The organism is Actinoplanes solisilvae (assembly GCF_003999975.1).
In the GTDB taxonomy this organism is placed as follows: domain Bacteria; phylum Actinomycetota; class Actinomycetes; order Mycobacteriales; family Micromonosporaceae; genus Actinoplanes; species Actinoplanes solisilvae.
In genome coordinates this window covers 51,174-68,635 of sequence record NZ_RJAC01000003.1, presented here as the reverse complement: position 1 = coordinate 68,635, position 17,462 = coordinate 51,174, and the positions used below count along the sequence as shown (strand labels likewise).

Genomic DNA, 17,462 nt, shown 5'->3' with positions numbered 1-17,462 from the left:
CTCTCAGCCACGCGGATCGGTCAGCCGGAAGCCGACACCGCGAACGGTCTCGATCCATCGTTTGTCGCCGAGTTTGGTGCGCAGGGTCCCGACGTGGACGTCGAGGGTCCGGGTCGAGCCGAACCAGTTCTCGTCCCACACCCGCTCGATGATCTGTTCCCGGGTCAGGACCGCGCCGCGTTCGGCGGCCAGGAGAGCCAGCAGGTCGAACTCCTTGGCGGTCAGCGATAGCGGCCCACCGGCCATGGAGGCCTTACGCACCCGGATGTCAATGGTGAGGGCACCCATCGTCAACGGTGGCTCCTCCGGCGTGGGTGTGCCGGTGGGGACGGCTGCCTGGGTGGTGCGACGGGTCACCGCCTCGATGCGAGCCAGCAGCTCACGGAAGCCGTAGGGCTTGACGACGTAGTCGTCAGCTCCGGCTTGCAGGAGCATCACCCTGTCGATCTCCTCGGACCGTGCGGTCAGAGCGATGATGGGAATCGTCGACGTGGCCCGGATCCGCCGGCAGACCTCGTAGCCGTCGAGATCCGGAAGTCCCAGGTCGAGCAGGACGAAGTCGGCCTGCTCGGCTGCCTCCACCGCGTCACCGCCGTCGCTCTTCCACAGAACGGTGTGGCCGTGTTGGCGGAGTGCGTCTGTCAGTGCGTCGGCAACGTGCTCATCGTCCTCAGCCACCAATATGCGCAACGAAGTCCCAACTCCCCCGAAATAGGACGGCGCTCCATTCAGCAGTCCGAAGTCTAGCCAACATTCCTGCGATAGATGTAAATCGATTTAACTCTTGTATCGGGCTGTGGATGTTGATATGAGCAGGCCCGGACCGTTCTGGCGGCCGCTCCATGCCCGAAGCTGAACCATCCCCTGCACTGCACTTGACGATTCGTTGTACATATCCGGCCTAGCCTGGGTCCCGAGGTTCGGTGATCCACGAATTGGCGAGGAGTCACGAACAGTCCGATCGCCCGCGACGCCCGCAGGAGGCCGCCCCATGCGGTTCACCAACTGGCTCCTGATGACCGCCGCATTTCTGCTGCTGTTCGTCGCGGCATGGCTCCTGTTCAACTTCTACACGCCGGTCACCGTCTGATATCCGTCACCCCGAATCCCCTGACACCCCCATCTCCCCCGGCTGGGGGTGTCAGGGCTGCCCACCGAACCCGTGCAGACAGCTCCGACGTCCTCGGCCGACACCGCGCTCGCACAGGAGAATGACGTGATCGCTTTCAGCAGCACGCCGACCGTGCCCCTCGACAGCACCGGCGGACAGTGCATGTACGCCCAGGTAGATCAGTTGCGGGACATGGGGCCGGCCGTCGCCGTGCAACTTCCTGAAGGGGTAGCTGCGTGGTCGGTCAGCCGCGGTGACGTTGTCAAGCGGCTCCTGACGCACCCCGGCGTCTCCCGGGACCTCAAGGGCACCGTGCCTGGTTACGAACCGGGCTCGGTCGCCTGGCTGTCGCCGTGGGTGGACATCGACCACATGGCCACCGCCGACGGCAAGGAACACGCCCGGCTCCGGAAATTGATCACGCCCGCGTTCAGCCCTCGCCGGGTCGGGAACCTTCAACCCCAGGTCCAAGCCGTCGTCGCTCGCCTGCTGGACGATCTCGAGGCCCTCCCCGCCGACCAGCCGATCGACCTTCACGCGGCCTTCTCCTACCGCGTGCCCACCGAGACGATCTGCGACCTGTTCGGCGTTCCCGACGATCAGCGCGCCGAGCTGTTACGCCTGTTCCGCGCGGTCGGTGAGACCGACAAGGCCAGCGAAGACGAGTCCGTCGAGATCAGCAACGGGTTGATCGCGGCCATGCACGCGCTGATCGATGCCCGGCGCCGGGACCCGGGCGACGACCTCACCAGCTTCCTCATCGCCGCCCGGGAAGAGGGCAGCACCCCGCTCACCGAGGACGAGCTCATCGCAACCCTGCTCCTGATGATCGGCGGCGGCAGCGGAACGTTGATCAACTTGCTCGACCACACGGTCCGCGAGCTGACTGTCAACCGGGATCAACTGCACGTTCTCCAGCAGAATCCGGACCGGTGGAGCGACGCGATCGAGGAGTCCCTTCGCCTGCACTGTCCGGTCATGCACCTACCGATGAGATGGGCAACCGAAGACATCGATCTCGGCGACGGCGTGGTCATCCGCGCCGGCGACGCCATCCTGATCGCCTACGGCGCCCACGGCCGCGACCCCGCCGTCCACGAGCGGCCGGAAGTCTTCGACATAGACCGCGAGAACAAGGAACACATCGCGTTCAGCCTCGGCCCCCACTTCTGCCCTGGATCGAGGCTGGCCCTGCTCGAAGCCGGCATCGCGCTGCGGTCGCTGTTCGAACGCTTTCCCCGGCTCGAGCTCGCGGTCGAACCTGACGAGATCGAACCCGAGCACACCTTCATCGGCAACGGCGTCGCGTCCCTGCCCGTGCTGTTGCACCACCGCTCGCGATAAGGGAGTCACCGGGGATGCGCAAACCCACCTTGGTCCACGAACGCTTCACCGCCCGCGCGGCAGCCCACCCGGACGCGGTCGCCGTCGTCCACGGCGTGCGGCAAATCAGCTACGGCGACCTTGACCGCCGAGCCGACCAGCTGGCCCACGTCCTGAGCCGGCACGGAGTGCGACGCGGCAGCGTAGTCGTGTCGCACCTGGAACGCTCGGCCGACCAGATCGCCTCGTTGCTGGCGATCCTCAAGGCGGGAGGCATGTACCTGCCGGTGGAGCCCGGTGTTCCGGGTCCACGCTTGGCCGAATACATCGAGCAGACGCATTGCGCGGTTGTGCTGACCCGCCGGGCCGACGCCGACGCGCTCTCCGGCCTGCCGGTCACGGTCGTAGTGGTCGACGATCAGATGGACGACGGCACGCGGGTTCCGGCCGAGATCGACGACAGCGACGGCGCCTACGTCATCTACACCTCGGGCTCGACGGGCCGGCCCAAGGGCGTCCGGGTCGACCACGGATCCCTGACTCGGCTGTGCGACGAGGTCAACGAACGGTACGGCATCAGCCCCGCCGACCGGGTCCTGCAATTCGCCGCCGTCTCGTTCGACACCTCCATCGAGCAGATCCTTGTTCCGCTGCTCAACGGTGCGACCCTCATCCTGCCCGACAGCCTCTGGGCACCGACTGATCTGGCCGGCCGGCTGAACGCCCACCAGGTCACGGTGATGGACCTGACGCCGTCGTACTGGCGGGCGTTCCTGTCCGAGCTGGACCACGATCCGGTCGACGTGCCGGTGCGCCTGACCATCGTCGGCGGCAGCGCCGTGTACGCCGACGACTGCCGGACGGCGTTGCGTCTGACGCCGCACTCCCGGCTGATCAACGCGTACGGCCTCACGGAGACGACCATCACCTCCTGCACCATGGAGGTGACCGCCGGGACGCTGCCGGAGCACGGTCCCGCACCGGTCGGCCGCCCGCTGCCGAGCACCACGATCCACGTACTCGACGACGATCTGCGACCCGTCGGACCGGGCCGGCCGGGCGAGATCTACATAGCCGGCGCCGGAGTGGCGCACGGCTATCTCACCGGCACCGACGAACAATCCCGGTTTCTGCCCGACCCCCATGCCCAGCAGCCGGACGCGCGGATGTACCGCACCGGCGACCGGGGCCGCTGGACTCCCGCCGGTGACCTCGAGGTGATCGGACGCTGCGACCGCCAGGTGAAGATTCGTGGCTTCCGGGTCGAGCCGGCCGAGATCGAGGCGGCCCTGGCCGCCCACGACCTTGTCGTCGACGCGGCCGTGACGACATCGATGCCGGACGGGGAGACGAAGCTGGCGGCGTACTTCACCACGAGCCCCGAGGCCGACGAGAAGAGCCCGACCACCGACGAGCTGCGGTCATTCCTCCTTCGCCGTCTGCCGCCGTACATGCTTCCGTCGGCCTTCCTGCACCTGCCCACCATGCCCATGTCCACCACCGGCAAGATCGATCTGGCGGCGCTGCCCACACCGGACTTCGCCGAAACCGCGTCCGACAGCGACGGCGAACGCAGCGCCGGATTGACCGAACGTGTCGTGGCCGGAATCTGGCGGCAGGTTCTGAACGTCGACCGCGTAAATCCTCAGGACAACTTCTTCCGCCTCGGCGGCGACTCCCTCAAGGCCGCCCAGCTGCTCGCGAACCTCCGTGAATCACTCGGCATCCTCATCACCCAGATCCGTCCGCTGATTCGCCTGCTGCTCGACGACGCGACGCTGCGCACCTTCGCCGCCGCCGTCGAGCGAGCCAGGGCGGGCATGCTCTCCGACGACGCCCGGCCCATCGACTTCCGAACCGAAGCCACGCTTGACGTCCCCATCACCCGCAGCCCGGCCGGCTCAGCGTCGTGGCGAAATCCGGCTCACATCCTCCTCACCGGAGCCACCGGGTTCCTCGGCGTCTACCTGCTGCGGCAGCTGCTGGCCTCGACCGACGCCGTCGTGCACTGCCTCGTGCGAGCCGACGACCAGGACCAGGCGATGGCTCGGCTGCACGCCAACGCCGCCCACTATCTCCGCGACGACCTGCAGCGGTATCGCGACACCGGACGCATCCGTGCCCTGCCGGGCGACCTGGCCGAGCCTCGCCTCGGCCTGACCGACCACGACTTCGACCATCTGGCTCGATCCATCGACGTCATTCACCATCCCGGCGGAATCGTCAACTTCCTCTATCCGTACGCCCACATGCGCCCGGCGAACGTCGAAGGCACCCGCGAGATCATCCGTATGGCCGCGCGGTACCGCAACATCCCGGTCCACTACACCTCGACCATGGCGGTGGTCGCGGGTTTCGGAACCGCGGGGATACGGCAGGTCACCGAGCTCACCCCACCGGACTACCCCGACCACCTGTCAGTCGGCTACGTCGAAAGCAAATGGGTGGCCGAGGCACTCCTGCTCGAAGCAGCCCGGCAAGGACTTCCCGTGGCCGTCTACCGGGCAGCCGACATCTCCGGCGACCAGCAGACCGGTGCCTGGAACACAGCGACGGAAATGTGCGCGATGAAGAAGTTCGTCGTCGACACCGGCCTGTCCCCGATCGCGGAGCTCCCGCTGGACTACACCCCGGTGGACTGCTTCGCCGCGGCCGTCACGCACATCGCCGCGACCCGCCTGCCCCGCGGGCAGATCTACCACCTCACCAACCCGGGCAAGGTGAACATTTCCGTGCTCGCCGAACGGCTGCGATCTCACGGTCACAAGGTCCGTGAGGTGCCCTGGGACGAATGGGTGGAGCGCATCGCCGAGGTCGCGATCGAGCAGCCCGGCCATCCGATGACACCGTTCGCACCGCTGTTCATCGACCGCTGCGCCGCCGGCACGATGAGCGTGGCCGAGATGTACCTGGAGACGACGTTCCCCGTCTTCACCCGCGACAACGTGGAGTCGGCCCTGCGCGGCAGCGGCATCGAGATTCCCCCGGTGAGCACCGAACTGCTCGACCGCTACATCGACTACCTGACCCGCGTCGACTTCCTGTGAGGCCCTCGTGCTGATGCCGACTCCGGTGCGGCCCCGATCCGCCTGGCAAGACCTGGATCTGGCCACCGCCCCCGCCGACGGCCCGGTGGCTTTCGGCGACGACCTCGGTCCCCGCAACCTGCTCGACGCGTATCGGTGCGGGCTGTACCCGTTCCCCGCGGCCACCATCGAGCATCGGCTACTCAACGAACTGAGCTACGCCGACGATGTCTCCGCCGGACGGATCCCGGTGCAGGCCGGCAGCCGTGACCCGTACGGCGTCGCCTGGTGCTCCCCCGACCCGCGCCCCGTCATCGCGACCGGCCGGGCGCATGTCCCGCGCAGCTTTCGCCGGCAGCTACGCCGATCCGGTTGGACGACCACGGTCGACTTCTGCTTCCAGCAGGTCGTCGACCGATGCCGGGAGGGGCGCGCGGAGCACTGGCTGACTGACGAGCTGATGGCCAGCCTGACTCGGCTGCACGTCTGTGGATATGCCCAGAGCGTCGAGGTGTGGGACGGCGAGGATCTCATCGGCGGAGTGTTCGGGATGCGGATCGGTGCCGTCTTCAGCGCCGACTCGCAATTCACCCTCAGCAGCGGCGCCGGTCGGGTCGCCGTGGTCGAACTGAGCCGCCGGTTCGCCGAGGCCGGCGGCGTCGCCGTCGACGTCCAGCGCGACAGCGACCACGTCAGGCTGCTCGGCGCTGAGCCTGTGGCCCGCCGGCGATATCTGGCCCTGCTTCGCACCCCGCACCCGCCCGCGCCGCTGCCCACCGGGCGCCGGGCCGTCGAGCTGCTCGCCGATTGACACGACCGAGACCCACCACCCCGCGGGAGAACCCTCATGGTTTCGAGCACCGCCGGCACCGGACTGCAGATTGCCGACCTCGCCGACCGCCCCGACCTGGAGACGGCCATGCTGACGATGGAGTCGACCTGGCCGGCCTACATCCGGCCCGACCCGATCCTCGTCCACTGGATCTTCGAACGGCACGCCCGGCATCAGCTCGTGGTCCTGGACGAGAACCGGACTGTCGTCGCCCGCGCCGCGAGCGCACCCCTGGCCTGGGACGGCAAGGTCGGCAACCTTCCGGACACCGGCTGGGACGAGGCCCTGCGCCAATGTATGAGTGACACCTACGCCGGTCACCGCCTGACCGCACTGTGCGCCCTGGAGATCGCCGTCGTGCCGGGCCACCAGCAGCGCAACCTGTCGGCGAGAACCCTGCAAGCACTGAAACAGCATGCCCGCGACCAGGGCTTCGGTGACCTGGTCGCGCCGGTGCGGCCGAGCCTCAAACACACCGCGACCCACCTGAGCATGGCCGGCTACGCCGCGCAGACCCGTCCGGACGGCCTTCCCCAGGACCCGTGGCTGCGCGTCCACGTCCGCAGCGGCGGCGAGATCGTCAAGGTCTGCCCGGCGTCGATGACCATCTCCGGCAGCCTCCCGCAGTGGCGCGGCTGGACCGGGCTGCCGTTCGACACCAGCGGCCCCGTCGACGTCCCCGGCGCGCTCGCACCCGTGATCGCCGACGTCGAGCAAGGCTATGCCGTCTACGTCGAGCCGAACATCTGGGTACGCCACCGCCTCTGATCCTCTCCCGCACCCGCCTGCCTGTCATGCACGGACCAACTGACACGAAGGACACCCAACGTCATGAGCATCAGTGGACTGGACAAGGACACCACCGAGCGTCTTCGGCTCAGGACCGCCATGATCGAAAGGATCGGCGGCTACATGACCTCCCACGCCCTCGGAGTCATCGCCGATCTCGGACTGGCCGACCTGATCAAGGACGACGTCCGCGGCAGTGACGAACTGGCTGCCGAGACCGGAGCGGACGAGCCGTCGCTGCGCCGCGTGTTGCGCCTGCTGGCCGCGGTCGGGATCACCACGGAACCCGAGCCGGCCCGGTTCGGCCTGACCGAGGTCGGGGCGCTGCTGCGTACCGACTCCCCGGATTCGTTGCGAGCCTTCACCCGGGTGTTCTGCAGCCCGATGTGGTTCACCGCGTGGCAGGGCCTCGGCCCGGCGGTCGCCACCGGTGACCTCGCGTTCGATCAAGCCAAGGGTTCCGACTTCTACACCGCGTTGGCCGCGGACACCGAGTTCAGCGCGCTGTTCCACGACGCGATGGGTGAGGAGTCGCGGGTGGCGGCCGGTCGTGTTGCCGCCGCCTACGACTTCTCCCGGGTCACCAAGGTGATCGACCTGGGCGGGGGTGACGGCACGTTGCTCGCCACCGTACTCACCGCCCATCCCCACCTGCATGGGACGGTCTTCGACAGCCCGAACGGGGTCGCTGACGCCCCCGCCGTGCTGCACAAGGCCGGCGTCGCCGACCGGTGCGAGGTCCAGCCGGGTGACTTCTTCCAGGACATCCCCCAGGACGGTGACCTCTACATCATCAAGAGCGTCTTCCAGGACTGGAACGACGAGGACGCGCTGGCCCTGCTGCGCTCCTGCCGCGCCCGGCTGCCCGAGTCCGCCACCCTGCTCATAGTGGGAACGGTGCTGCCGGAAACCGCCGACTCCGGGCAGGCGGTCGCCTACTTCACCGACGTGAACATGATGGTCATGGCCGGCGGCCGGGAACGAACCGAGCCGGAATTCCGGGCAATGCTCTCAGCGACCGGGTTCACCGTGCAGTCCGTACAGATCGGGGCCGCCGGGCCGCTGTCCATGATCCAGGCCACGCCGTCCGCCGCGCGATGACCACGCCCGGCTTCGGTACGCAGCTGTTCCTCGGACGGCTGCGCGCCGATCTGCTCACCCCGCCACCAGGCGACCCGAGGCGTCTCGGCGAGAGCGACGAGCAATTCCTCGTCGCGCTGCGTGAGTTCTGCGACAAGCACGTCGACAGCCATCTGATCGAACGTGACGACCGCATACCCGATCAAGTGATCGACGGCCTCAAGCAGCTCGGCGCGTTCGCGATGAAAATTCCCCGGGAGTACGGCGGGCTCGGCCTGTCGGGACGCTGCTACCTGCGCGCGCTGATGATCGTCAACAGCACTCACTCGGCGCTGGGCGAACTCCTTGCCGCCCATCAGGCCATCGGCTTGCCGCAGCCGGTCCTGCTGTTCGGCACCGACGCCCAGAAACGCGCTTTCCTGCCCCGGTGCACGCGGGAGATCTCCGCGTTCGCACTCACCGAACCGGACATCGGCAACGACCCGTTCCGGATGCACACGACCGCCGTCGCCGGCGCGGCGGGAGACTCGTACACCCTCAACGGTGTGAAGCTGTGGACCACCAACGGCACCATCGCCGACCTGCTGGTGGTCATGGCCATGGTTACGCCGGCCGGCGATCGCGCCGGAGGCATGACGGTTTTCGTCGTCGAAGCCGGCTCTCCCGGCGTGACGGTGGAACACCGCAGCTCCTTCATGGGTCTGCGAGGTCTCGAGAACGGTGTCATCCGGCTTTACAACGTCGTGGTTCCAGCGGCCAACCGCATCGGCGGTGAGGGTGAGGGCCTGACCGTGGCGCTGGCCGCACAGGAGACCGGGCGGCTGTCGCTGCCCGCTGTCTGCGCGGGCGCCGCCAAGTGGAGCCTCAAGATCGCCCGGCAATGGACGAGCGTCCGCGTCCAGTGGGGACGCCCGATCGGTGAGCACGACGCGGTCGCCGGGAAGCTGGCGTACATCGCGGCCACCGCCTTCGCGCTGGAGGCGATGACCGAGATCACGGGGCGCCTCGCCGACCTGGGCGCCGACACCTCACTCGACGCCGAACTGGCCAAACTGTTCGCCTCGGAACACACCTGGCGGGTCGCCGACGACCTCATGCAGCTGCGCGGCGGCCGCGGATACGAAACCGCCGAATCCAGTGCGGCACGGGGTGAGCGCGGCGTCCCGGTCGAACGACTCCTGCGCGACCTGCGCATCGGACGCATCTTCGACGGGTCGACCGAGGCTCTCCGCGGCTTCATCGCCGACGCCGTGATCACCCACCACCAGCAAGCCACCGGCACAGAGATCGCACCTTCGGGCTCGGCCGTCCTGCAAACGCTCGCCACCCACGTCAGCTTCGCCGAACAAACCGCCCGACGTATCGCGGACGCCTTCGCCGGCCTGGCCCGAAGCGACGAGGACCTCAGCACACACCAGCTCCGGCTGGGCCGGCTCATCGAAGCCGGTGCGGAGCTGTACGCGATGACCGCGGCATGCGCCTACGCCACGGCTCTCGCCGGGAACGACGACACGGCCATCGCGTTGGCCGACACGTTCTGCCGGCAGGCACGGCTGCGGGTCGCACACCACTTCACCCGGATGGACGACAACACCGACACCGAAGACCGCACCCTCGCCCGCACCGTCCTGGCCGGTGATCTCACCTGGCTGGAAGAAGGCGTCACCGACCCGTCCATCGACGGACCCTGGATCGCCCAGCCGCAACCCGGCCCGTCAAACCGCCCTGACCTGCGGCGCGCCGCCCACCCCACCATCGGCAGGAGAACAGACGATGACCGACGACGTTGACGCCCTGCTCACCAATGCTCGGCAGGAGATGTTCGTCCAGCGGCAGCCCAACCGCTTCGTCGATCTCCTCGAGTCGGGCGCGGTGCGTCACGAACACCTGCGCGCCCTGGCCGGCGAGCTGTATCACCTGGTCGACAGCGACCGGCGCAGCTTCGCCCTGCTGGCCTCCCGCTTCCCACCCGTTCCAGCCGGCGACCTGTTCCTAGCCATGGCTCAGGGCGAATCCCTGGCGCTTCGGCTGCTGATCGACTTCGCGTCCGCCGTCGGCCTCAACGAGCAGGATCTGCGGGCGCACAAGCCGACACCCCTCGCCCAGGCGTACCCTGCCTATCTGGCTCAAACGGCACAGCACGGCACACGCAGCGGGGTCGCTCTGGCGCTGCTCGCCAATGCCGCCGACTCGGGAACCCTGTACACGCGGGTAGCCGATGCGTTGGTCAAGCAGTACGGGCTCGACGAGGAGGCGGTCGGGCACTTCCGGTTCTTCGCCGAGACACCCGAGGAACTGCTGGACCGGGCGACGCAAACCGTCCGCGACGGCCTGGCCGCGCACGACAGTCCCGGCGACGCTCTGCGGACGGCCGGCATGGTGCACGCGTACGAAGCACAGTTCTGGCGAGCACTGGCCGATGCCGTCGAACGCGACAGGGTCGGCGGCGTTCGCCCGTGCACCGCGGAGGAGAGCTGATGACCCTCGGCAGCACACCGCTCGACAGGACGCGTCGGCTTCTCGATCACGCGCGCTACATCAACCTGGCCACGGTGTCGCCGCAGGGGCAGCCCTGGGTCGCCACGTTGGAGTACGTCTGGTTCGCGGCGCCATTGCGGCTGGTGTTCGGCTCGGCGACCAGCTCCCGGCACGGGCTCGACGTCGCCGCCAATCCCGCCGTCAGTGGAGCTCTGTTCCTGCCGCCGAGCACGGCCGGGCTCGACATCGATGCCACCGACGGGGCCCAGTTCACCGGGGTGTGCAGCGAGATCTCGGCGACCGAGCTTGACGACTACTACTCCGACTTCTACCGTGGCGTCTTCCCGGACCCGGCGCAGCGCGCGCAGTTCCAGCTCGAGCGGTCGTTGCTGGCGCCTCCCGCGCCGCACCGGCTCTACCTCGTCGCCGTACGTCAGTGGTGGCTGATCGACACCCGCACGTGGAAACGCGACCGGATCGATCGACGGATGCAGGTGCCGCCGGCCGAACTGGAACAGCTCGTCACGGTCGACGCCTGATAACCGGCCGTCGCGCGACCCGGACCGGGTCGCGTGACGGCCGAACCCGTCGCGACACTCAGCTGAGCACCGTCGGCCGGCCAGGTGTAAGCAGCGCCGCGACAGCAGCCGCGACAGCAGCCGCGACCGCCGCGACGAGGAACCCGTGCCGGAAACCGCCGAGGCTGTCGCTCACGAGACTGACCGCCGCGACGCTGGAGACCACGGCGGCACCGATCGAGGCGCCGAACTCATGGAAGGTGCTCACGATGCCCGACGCAATGCCGGCCTCCTGCGGGGCGACGTTGCTCAGCGCGGTGGCCGAGGCGACCACGAACAGCGCCCCAGCCCCGGCCCCGGCGAGCGCGACGCCGACCGTGACCGCGACCGGGTCCATCGTCAGCACCGGCACCGCCATGCCGGCCGCCGCGACGACCAAGCCCGCGACAGCCAGCGTCCGGGCGCCGAGACGAGCGATCATCTGACCGGTGAGGTTGGCGCCCACCATGGTCGCGACGGCGACCGGCAGGAAGAGCAACCCGGCGTGCAGGGCGCCGTAGCCGCGGGCCTGCTGGAAGTAGAAGGTGCCGAGGAAGAACGCGGCCACCATCAACGCGGTCGCCATGAGGATCAGGAACGCTCCGGTCGCCACCGGACGCCGGGCCAGCAACGTCACATCCATCAACGGAGAACGAGCCCGTTTCTGCCACGCGGCGAAGACCACATAGCCCACCACCGCGAGCAGCACGAGCGCGCCGGTGGTGAGGGTGAGCCAACCATGGTCCCCGGCACGGATGAGGGCGTAGATGACAGCGGTCGTCGAACCAGTGACCAGCAGGGCTCCGAAAACGTCCACTCGAGGACGGGGCCGCAGGCCGGCGGTGGAGGGCAGCATGACGGCCAGCGCGACGACGATGACCAGGCCGATCGGCACGTTGACGAAGAACACCCACGGCCAGCCCGGCCCGCTGGTGAGCAGGCCACCGAGCAGCACACCCAGGGCGGCGCCGCCACCGCCGAGCGCGGACCACACGCCGAGGGCCTTGTTGCGCTCGTCGCCGGAGAACAGGCTGACGACCAGGGACAGGGCGGCCGGCGACAGCAGGGCCGCGCCGACGCCTTGGGCGATGCGGCCGCCGAGCAACATCTCGGCCGAGCCGGCGAGGCCGGCGATCAGGGAGGCGGTGGTGAAGACGAGCAGCCCGGCGAGGACGACGCGCTTCGCGCCGATCAGGTCGGCGATCCGGCCACCGAGCAGCATGAGACCGCCGAAGGTCAACGTGTATGCGCTGACCGTCCATGTCAGGGCCTGACGGCTCAGCCCGAGGTCCGTCTCCATGTGCGGGAGAGCGATCGCGACCACGGTGACGTCCAGGATGAGCATGAGCTGGGCGATGCCGAGGAAGGCCAGGATGCGCCAGCGCTGCGGATGTTGCGTCGTCGTCTCGTACGTGTCCTGTGTGGTCATGGCACCCTCCGACATAACTCGTATGGATGAGTACGACTTTCAACCCGAAGGTTACCGCGTACATTCCCGTACGAGTTAAGGTGGGGCATGGTCTCCGCCGATCCGCGTCCGCGCCGGCGCGCTGACGCCGAGCGCAGCATCGCGCGCATCGTGTCCGCCGCCCGCGAGACCCTCAGCCGCGACCCCTCCGCCACCGTCGACGACATCGCCAAAACGGCCGGCGTCGGCCGCATGACCCTCTACGGCCACTTCCGAACCCGCCCCGAGCTCGTCGAGGCCGCCCTTGTCGACGCGCTCCACGACGGCGAACGGATGCTCACCGGCCTCGACCTGGGTGGCGACGCCCAGATGGCGATGAATCGGCTGCTCGCCTCGAGCTGGCTGCTGGTCGCCGAGTCGGCGGCACTACTGACCGCCGCCCAAGGAGTGCTGACCCCGGGACGACTACGGGAACTGCACAACGCCGCGGCCGACCGGATGGAGCAACTCATCCGCCGAGGCCAGCGGCAAGGCGTGTTCCGGACCGACCTTCCGCTCACCTGGCTGGTCAACGCGGTCCATTACATCCTCAACGGCGCCGCGGAAGAAACCCGGCTGGGCCGGCTGGACCCGGCAGACAGTCCGGGCATCGTCATCGCCACTGTCCAGGCGATCCTCGCCGCGCCGGCCGTCGACGGCTTGCCCCAGCAGCCGGGCACCAACACCTAGACACGACGTCGCCTCCGAGCCGACGACCCGACCGCATACACCTCGTCCACCATACTCAGTGAGCCATTTTCATCGTGACGTTGCAGGTCACGGCCGGCGGCGGCAGCGTACGACCTCGCCCCGACACCAACCGCCGGCTCCGTGCTTCGTTGTTCGTCGCCCGCACTCAGCTCGCCCACGCCGAACTGCCCGCCAGCCGCGAACCTAGCGGGCCCGGGCTCTCGCCTCGGAGGCCCGGCACACCGCCGATCGGGCCGGTCTCGCCGCAGTCGGGCGCCTCGCCGAACGTCTCCTGCACCGTCTCGGCCGATTGTCAGACGCCTAGGCGGAATGCCTCGATGTGCCGCTGGCGGGCCGGCACCCGCAGCGCGCGGAGGCTGCGCTGCACCGTGGTGGCCAACGCGCCCGGGCCGCACAGGTAGACGTCACGTTCGGCGATGTCGGGTACCAGGCCGCGCAGGCTCTCCGGGCTGAACGGCTGGTTGCCGTCCGTGGTCCGCCCGGTCAGCAGATGCAGGCGCGCGCCGCGGGCCTGGACGAGGTTGCGCAGTTCACCGGCCAGAACTGCGTCGGCGGGCGTGCGTGCGCGGTAGAGAACCACGACGTCACCGGTCAGATCGGGGTCCTCCAGTAACGCCCGGATCGGGGTGATGCCGATGCCACCGGCGATCAGCAGCGTGTTGTCCCGGGTGCGGGCCGCGGTCGTCAGGGCGCCGTGGGGTCCCTCGGCGTACACCTTGGTGCCGACCGGAAGGTTCCGCAACCCGGCGCTGGTCGATCCGATCGCTTTCGCGGTCAGTCGCAGGGTACGGCCGTCGGGTGCTGCGGACAGCGACCACGGGTTGACCTGCCACCAGGAGGCGTGTCCGGGGAATCGCCACCAGAAGAACTGGCCCGGCCGGGCACGCAGCCGGTCCAACTGCCGGCCGCCGACGTAGACGGACACGGCGGTGTCGGTCTCCGGGACCACCGCGACGACTCGTAGCTGGTGCCGGGCGTTGCGCACCATCGGCACGAACAGCCGGTTGACCAGCAGCGACCCGACCGCGAAGGCCCACAGTGTCCACCAGTAGGCCTGGGTTACGGGACTGGAGGCGATCGAGCTGCCCTCGTAGATCTGATGGATCACCGCGAGCACGATCATCACGTACACCACCAGGTGGGTGGCGTGCCACGCCTCGTACGACATCCGGCGGCGGGCCATTCGCACCGAGGTGAGCGCCATGAGCCCGATCAGAGCCGCGGCGATCATGCCGAGCAGCACCGGCATCTGCTTGGCCAGGTTCGGGATCTCGGCGAAGAACGAGATCCGGTCGAGCTCCGAGTAGCCGAGTAGGACGAACGTCGGGTGCAGGACGACCAGCCAGAAGATCGCGAATCCGGTCCAGCGATGCCAGTTGGTCAGTTTGTCCATGCCGATGCGACGTTCCAGAAACGGCACCCGGCCGATCAGCAGCAGTTGCAGCACCAGGACGAAGCCCAGGTACAGGCCGAAGAACCGGCCGATCGCCGTCAGCGTGTTGTGCGCCGGCCGGCTGGGATCGGCGAACATGATCTGCAGGATCACCGCGTTCGCCAAGAGAAAGGTCCAGACCAGCAGGTACGCGGTACGCGCTTGGCCGCTGCGCCGGGCGGGTCTGTTCGTGACCGGGATTGCGGTCGTGGTTGACATCGTGAGCCTTCCTGAAGCTGAGTTCGAGGGTCTAGCGGGACGGTGCGGTCACCGTCAGACCGATCTCCGGCAGGCGGACCTTGCCGTCCGCCTCGGCGTTCCATCGCCAGCGGGCGCCGGGAAGGTCGCCGAGCACGATCGCGATCTGCCCGGTGCCCGGGCCGCACGCCGCGAGCAGGTGCTCCGCCTCCTCGGGCGACGGCATCTCGGCGATCACCGCCAGGCTGGTCAGTGAGCGCCGGCGGGCGGCGAGCCGCACCATGCCGTCGTCGGTTCCGGGAGCCGGAGCGGCGACGCGCAGTTCACCCACGGATCGCAGGCGGACCGCGTTGCGTGGCAGGCCGGGCGGCTCGCCGCCGAGTCCGGGCACCGACAGAACCGGCAGGTCTGGACGGAATCGGGTCAGGTCGGCGAGCAGGTTGGCCACGACGTCGATGGCGACTCCGGCCGACCCCCTGATCGCCAGGACGCCGTCGAGCCAGGTGAGGTCCACGAACAGGGTTCCGTCCTCGCCACCGACCCGGACCAGGCAGGGAGCGACGAAGTCGCCGCCGGTGAGCGGGCTCGCCGTAGCTGTTGCCGGGCGGGTCCACACAACGTCGGTCTCGGCGTGCCACGGCTGGCGGGGTTGGTGATCGGCGGTCACCCAGGCGGTCACTGTGCGCTCGTCGACGCGCAGCGCGTACGCCTCCACGGTGTCGGCGGCCAGTTCAACGGACGCCTGCCGGGCCAGTGCGGGACGACGCTGGTCGGCCGCGAACTCGGCGGCCAGCTCGGCACGTGCCCTCATCCGTTCCTGGATCTGCTGATGCCAGCGGGCGTTGTCCCGGTAGGCACGGTAGCGGTCACGCACGCCGCGTCCGATTCGGCGGCGGAAGATCACCAGAAGACTGAGCAACGCCAGGATCACCGCCCCGGCCACCGCCGCAACGACCTGGCCGGTGAGCAACGAGTCGTTGCCGCCGGTCGTATCCGAGTTGACTCGTCCGAGCTGGACGTCGGGGCCCTCCGCGTCGTCGGGCAGCAGGAGAATCCATCCCGGCCGGACCTCGCCCGAGTCGGTGAGAGCACCGCCGTCCCGCTGCGGGCGGGCTCGGTTCAAGTCGAGGATCTCGGTGGCGCGGGCCCGGTCACCCAGGTTGCGCTGAGCGATCTGCGGCAACGAGTCAGCGCGTCCACCGTTCTGCTCCGAGGTGCGCACGATGGCGACCTTGACGAGGTCGTCGGGTGCGGCCGAGGCGACTCCAGGCTCGGCCAGGACGGCGGCTAGGATCGCCGTCAGCAGCATGACGGCACGGCGGATCATCGGGCGGCCGTCCAGCCCTGGGCAGCGGCGCTGGCGATGATCGTGTCGGTGCTCTTGTCCGCGACGTTGCGGTAGAGCGGCGAACCGTCCAGTGTCACCTGTTTGGTTCCGTCCTTGCGGCTCAACCACCAGACCCGGTCCGCGTCGATGCCCTTGAGCTTGACCTTTCCGCCGCTTTTGGCGACCACGGGCTGCCACAGGGCCGCGCAGGCGCCTTTGCAGTTGCTGGCCGGCGGGTCGGTGTCGTCCTGATCGAAGCGGTAGAGGGTCGCGCCGTCGTCGTCGACGAGGATCGGGCCGTCTTTGCCTTTCTTGGCAGTCAGCGTGCTGGCGCGGTCCGGTTTCGCGTCCTTCAGCTCGGCCGTGCCGATCAGCGCGTCGATCGCTTTCCCGTCCGGCGAGAAAGCGAACCAGGTGCCGTCGGCACCGTGTCCGTTCAGGTCGCCGGGCACGGTGTCGCCGCTGAAGCGGTACGCTGGGCGCCCGCCGATGGTGACCTGGACTCCGCCGTCCGGCCGCCGGATCGCGGCGATGTCATCGCTCTTCATGCCATCGACGAAGACCCGGCCTCCGGTTTGGATCAGCACTGGCGGCCAGCTGCGGGTGCACTCGCCGGTGCACTGTGATGCCGGAGGGTCGACCGGGTCCTTGGTGAAGGTGTAGACGGTGAAGCCGGTCACGTCGGTCACGGTTTCCCCGATGGCCGCCTTGTTCACGGAAAGCTGAACCCACTTTGCCGGGGCCTTCGTGTCGGCAGCCGGCTCGGGTTGTGCGGCCTCGGTGGTGGCCGCCGGGGGCGGCTCGGAGGTGGCCGCGGGCTCGGTGGTGGCCGCCGGAGACGATGTCTCTCCGCGACCGTCGCCGGTCAGGCCGACACTCGCCGCTGGCGCGCTGACGAGCTCGATCTCGCCAGCGGCGAGAACCGGTGCCGCGGCCGGAGCGGCAGGATCGCCGTCGGCACAGCCGGCCACGAGAATCAGGGCCGCGGCGAGGGGAACGGCCAGAACGTGGGCAGGAGTCCGAACCACGATGACACCTCCTTGTTCGGTCGGGGTCGACAGATGCGGCCATCACGATCGAGACCCCCAGCCGGTTCGGTGTTTGTGTCTCAGGTCACATTCGACGAACCGTTTCGGCTCTTCGGTCGTGAT

The 17,462-nt window shown here is 68.8% G+C and carries 14 protein-coding genes; 9 read left to right on the top strand and 5 right to left on the bottom strand.

Features of this window, described 5'->3' with window-relative positions; genetic code table 11:
- Positions 1 to 3: 3 nt before the first annotated feature.
- Positions 4 to 678 carry a response regulator transcription factor gene (locus tag EER30_RS11270; protein ID WP_240669953.1) on the bottom strand — a complete coding sequence of 225 codons (675 nt, stop codon included), beginning with the start codon at positions 676 to 678 and terminating at the stop codon, positions 4 to 6.
- 538 nt (positions 679 to 1,216) lie between these two features.
- Here EER30_RS11270 and EER30_RS11265 point away from each other — a divergent pair.
- The 8 genes from EER30_RS11265 to EER30_RS11230 all read left to right on the top strand — a co-directional run bounded on the left by EER30_RS11265 (position 1,217) and on the right by EER30_RS11230 (position 11,178).
- Positions 1,217 to 2,455 carry a cytochrome P450 family protein gene (locus EER30_RS11265; RefSeq protein WP_205650185.1) on the top strand — a complete coding sequence of 413 codons (1,239 nt, stop codon included), beginning with the start codon at positions 1,217 to 1,219 and terminating at the stop codon, positions 2,453 to 2,455.
- Between the two features lie 14 nt (positions 2,456 to 2,469).
- A complete protein-coding gene (locus EER30_RS11260; RefSeq protein WP_127500336.1) occupies positions 2,470 to 5,481 on the top strand; it encodes a non-ribosomal peptide synthetase family protein in 3,012 nt (1,003 codons plus the stop codon).
- Between the two features lie 13 nt (positions 5,482 to 5,494).
- Complete coding sequence (locus tag EER30_RS11255) at positions 5,495 to 6,271, top strand: leucyl/phenylalanyl-tRNA--protein transferase (protein ID WP_240669991.1); 777 nt, start codon at positions 5,495 to 5,497, stop codon at positions 6,269 to 6,271.
- Between the two features lie 36 nt (positions 6,272 to 6,307).
- Positions 6,308 to 7,060, top strand: coding sequence for an N-acetyltransferase (locus EER30_RS11250; RefSeq protein WP_127500334.1), 753 nt, complete (start codon positions 6,308 to 6,310; stop codon positions 7,058 to 7,060).
- A gap of 63 nt (positions 7,061 to 7,123) precedes the next feature.
- Positions 7,124 to 8,182, top strand: a complete 1,059-nt coding sequence (locus tag EER30_RS11245; RefSeq protein WP_127500333.1) for a methyltransferase — start codon at positions 7,124 to 7,126, stop codon at positions 8,180 to 8,182.
- Positions 8,179 to 9,951 (top strand): acyl-CoA dehydrogenase family protein, encoded by a 1,773-nt coding sequence (locus tag EER30_RS11240; RefSeq protein ID WP_205650184.1) that lies wholly within the window; start codon positions 8,179 to 8,181, stop codon positions 9,949 to 9,951. The genes EER30_RS11245 and EER30_RS11240 overlap by 4 nt, the downstream gene beginning before the upstream one ends.
- A complete protein-coding gene (locus EER30_RS11235; protein ID WP_127500332.1) occupies positions 9,935 to 10,639 on the top strand; it encodes a thiaminase II/PqqC family protein in 705 nt (234 codons plus the stop codon). The genes EER30_RS11240 and EER30_RS11235 overlap by 17 nt, the downstream gene beginning before the upstream one ends.
- Positions 10,639 to 11,178 carry a pyridoxamine 5'-phosphate oxidase family protein gene (locus tag EER30_RS11230; RefSeq protein ID WP_127500331.1) on the top strand — a complete coding sequence of 180 codons (540 nt, stop codon included), beginning with the start codon at positions 10,639 to 10,641 and terminating at the stop codon, positions 11,176 to 11,178. Before EER30_RS11235 ends, EER30_RS11230 begins: the two co-directional genes overlap by 1 nt.
- 58 nt (positions 11,179 to 11,236) lie before the next feature.
- Here EER30_RS11230 and EER30_RS11225 read toward each other — a convergent pair whose 3' ends face one another.
- Positions 11,237 to 12,625 (bottom strand): MFS transporter, encoded by a 1,389-nt coding sequence (locus EER30_RS11225; protein WP_127500330.1) that lies wholly within the window; start codon positions 12,623 to 12,625, stop codon positions 11,237 to 11,239.
- Positions 12,626 to 12,712: 87 nt separating this feature from the next.
- Here EER30_RS11225 and EER30_RS11220 point away from each other — a divergent pair, with 87 nt between their 5' ends.
- Positions 12,713 to 13,333, top strand: a complete 621-nt coding sequence (locus EER30_RS11220) for a TetR/AcrR family transcriptional regulator (protein ID WP_127500329.1) — start codon at positions 12,713 to 12,715, stop codon at positions 13,331 to 13,333.
- A gap of 313 nt (positions 13,334 to 13,646) precedes the next feature.
- On the opposite strand, the gene EER30_RS11215 is transcribed toward EER30_RS11220, so the two are convergent.
- The 3 genes from EER30_RS11215 to EER30_RS11205 are packed head-to-tail and all read right to left on the bottom strand — an operon-like array spanning position 13,647 to position 17,027.
- A complete protein-coding gene (locus EER30_RS11215; protein ID WP_127500328.1) occupies positions 13,647 to 15,005 on the bottom strand; it encodes a ferredoxin reductase family protein in 1,359 nt (452 codons plus the stop codon).
- A 31-nt stretch (positions 15,006 to 15,036) separates the two neighbouring features.
- Positions 15,037 to 16,311 (bottom strand): LysM peptidoglycan-binding domain-containing protein, encoded by a 1,275-nt coding sequence (locus EER30_RS11210; RefSeq protein ID WP_127500327.1) that lies wholly within the window; start codon positions 16,309 to 16,311, stop codon positions 15,037 to 15,039.
- Positions 16,308 to 17,027, bottom strand: a complete 720-nt coding sequence (locus EER30_RS11205) for a hypothetical protein (protein WP_127500326.1) — start codon at positions 17,025 to 17,027, stop codon at positions 16,308 to 16,310. Before EER30_RS11205 ends, EER30_RS11210 begins: the two co-directional genes overlap by 4 nt.
- Positions 17,028 to 17,462: the final 435 nt, after the last annotated feature.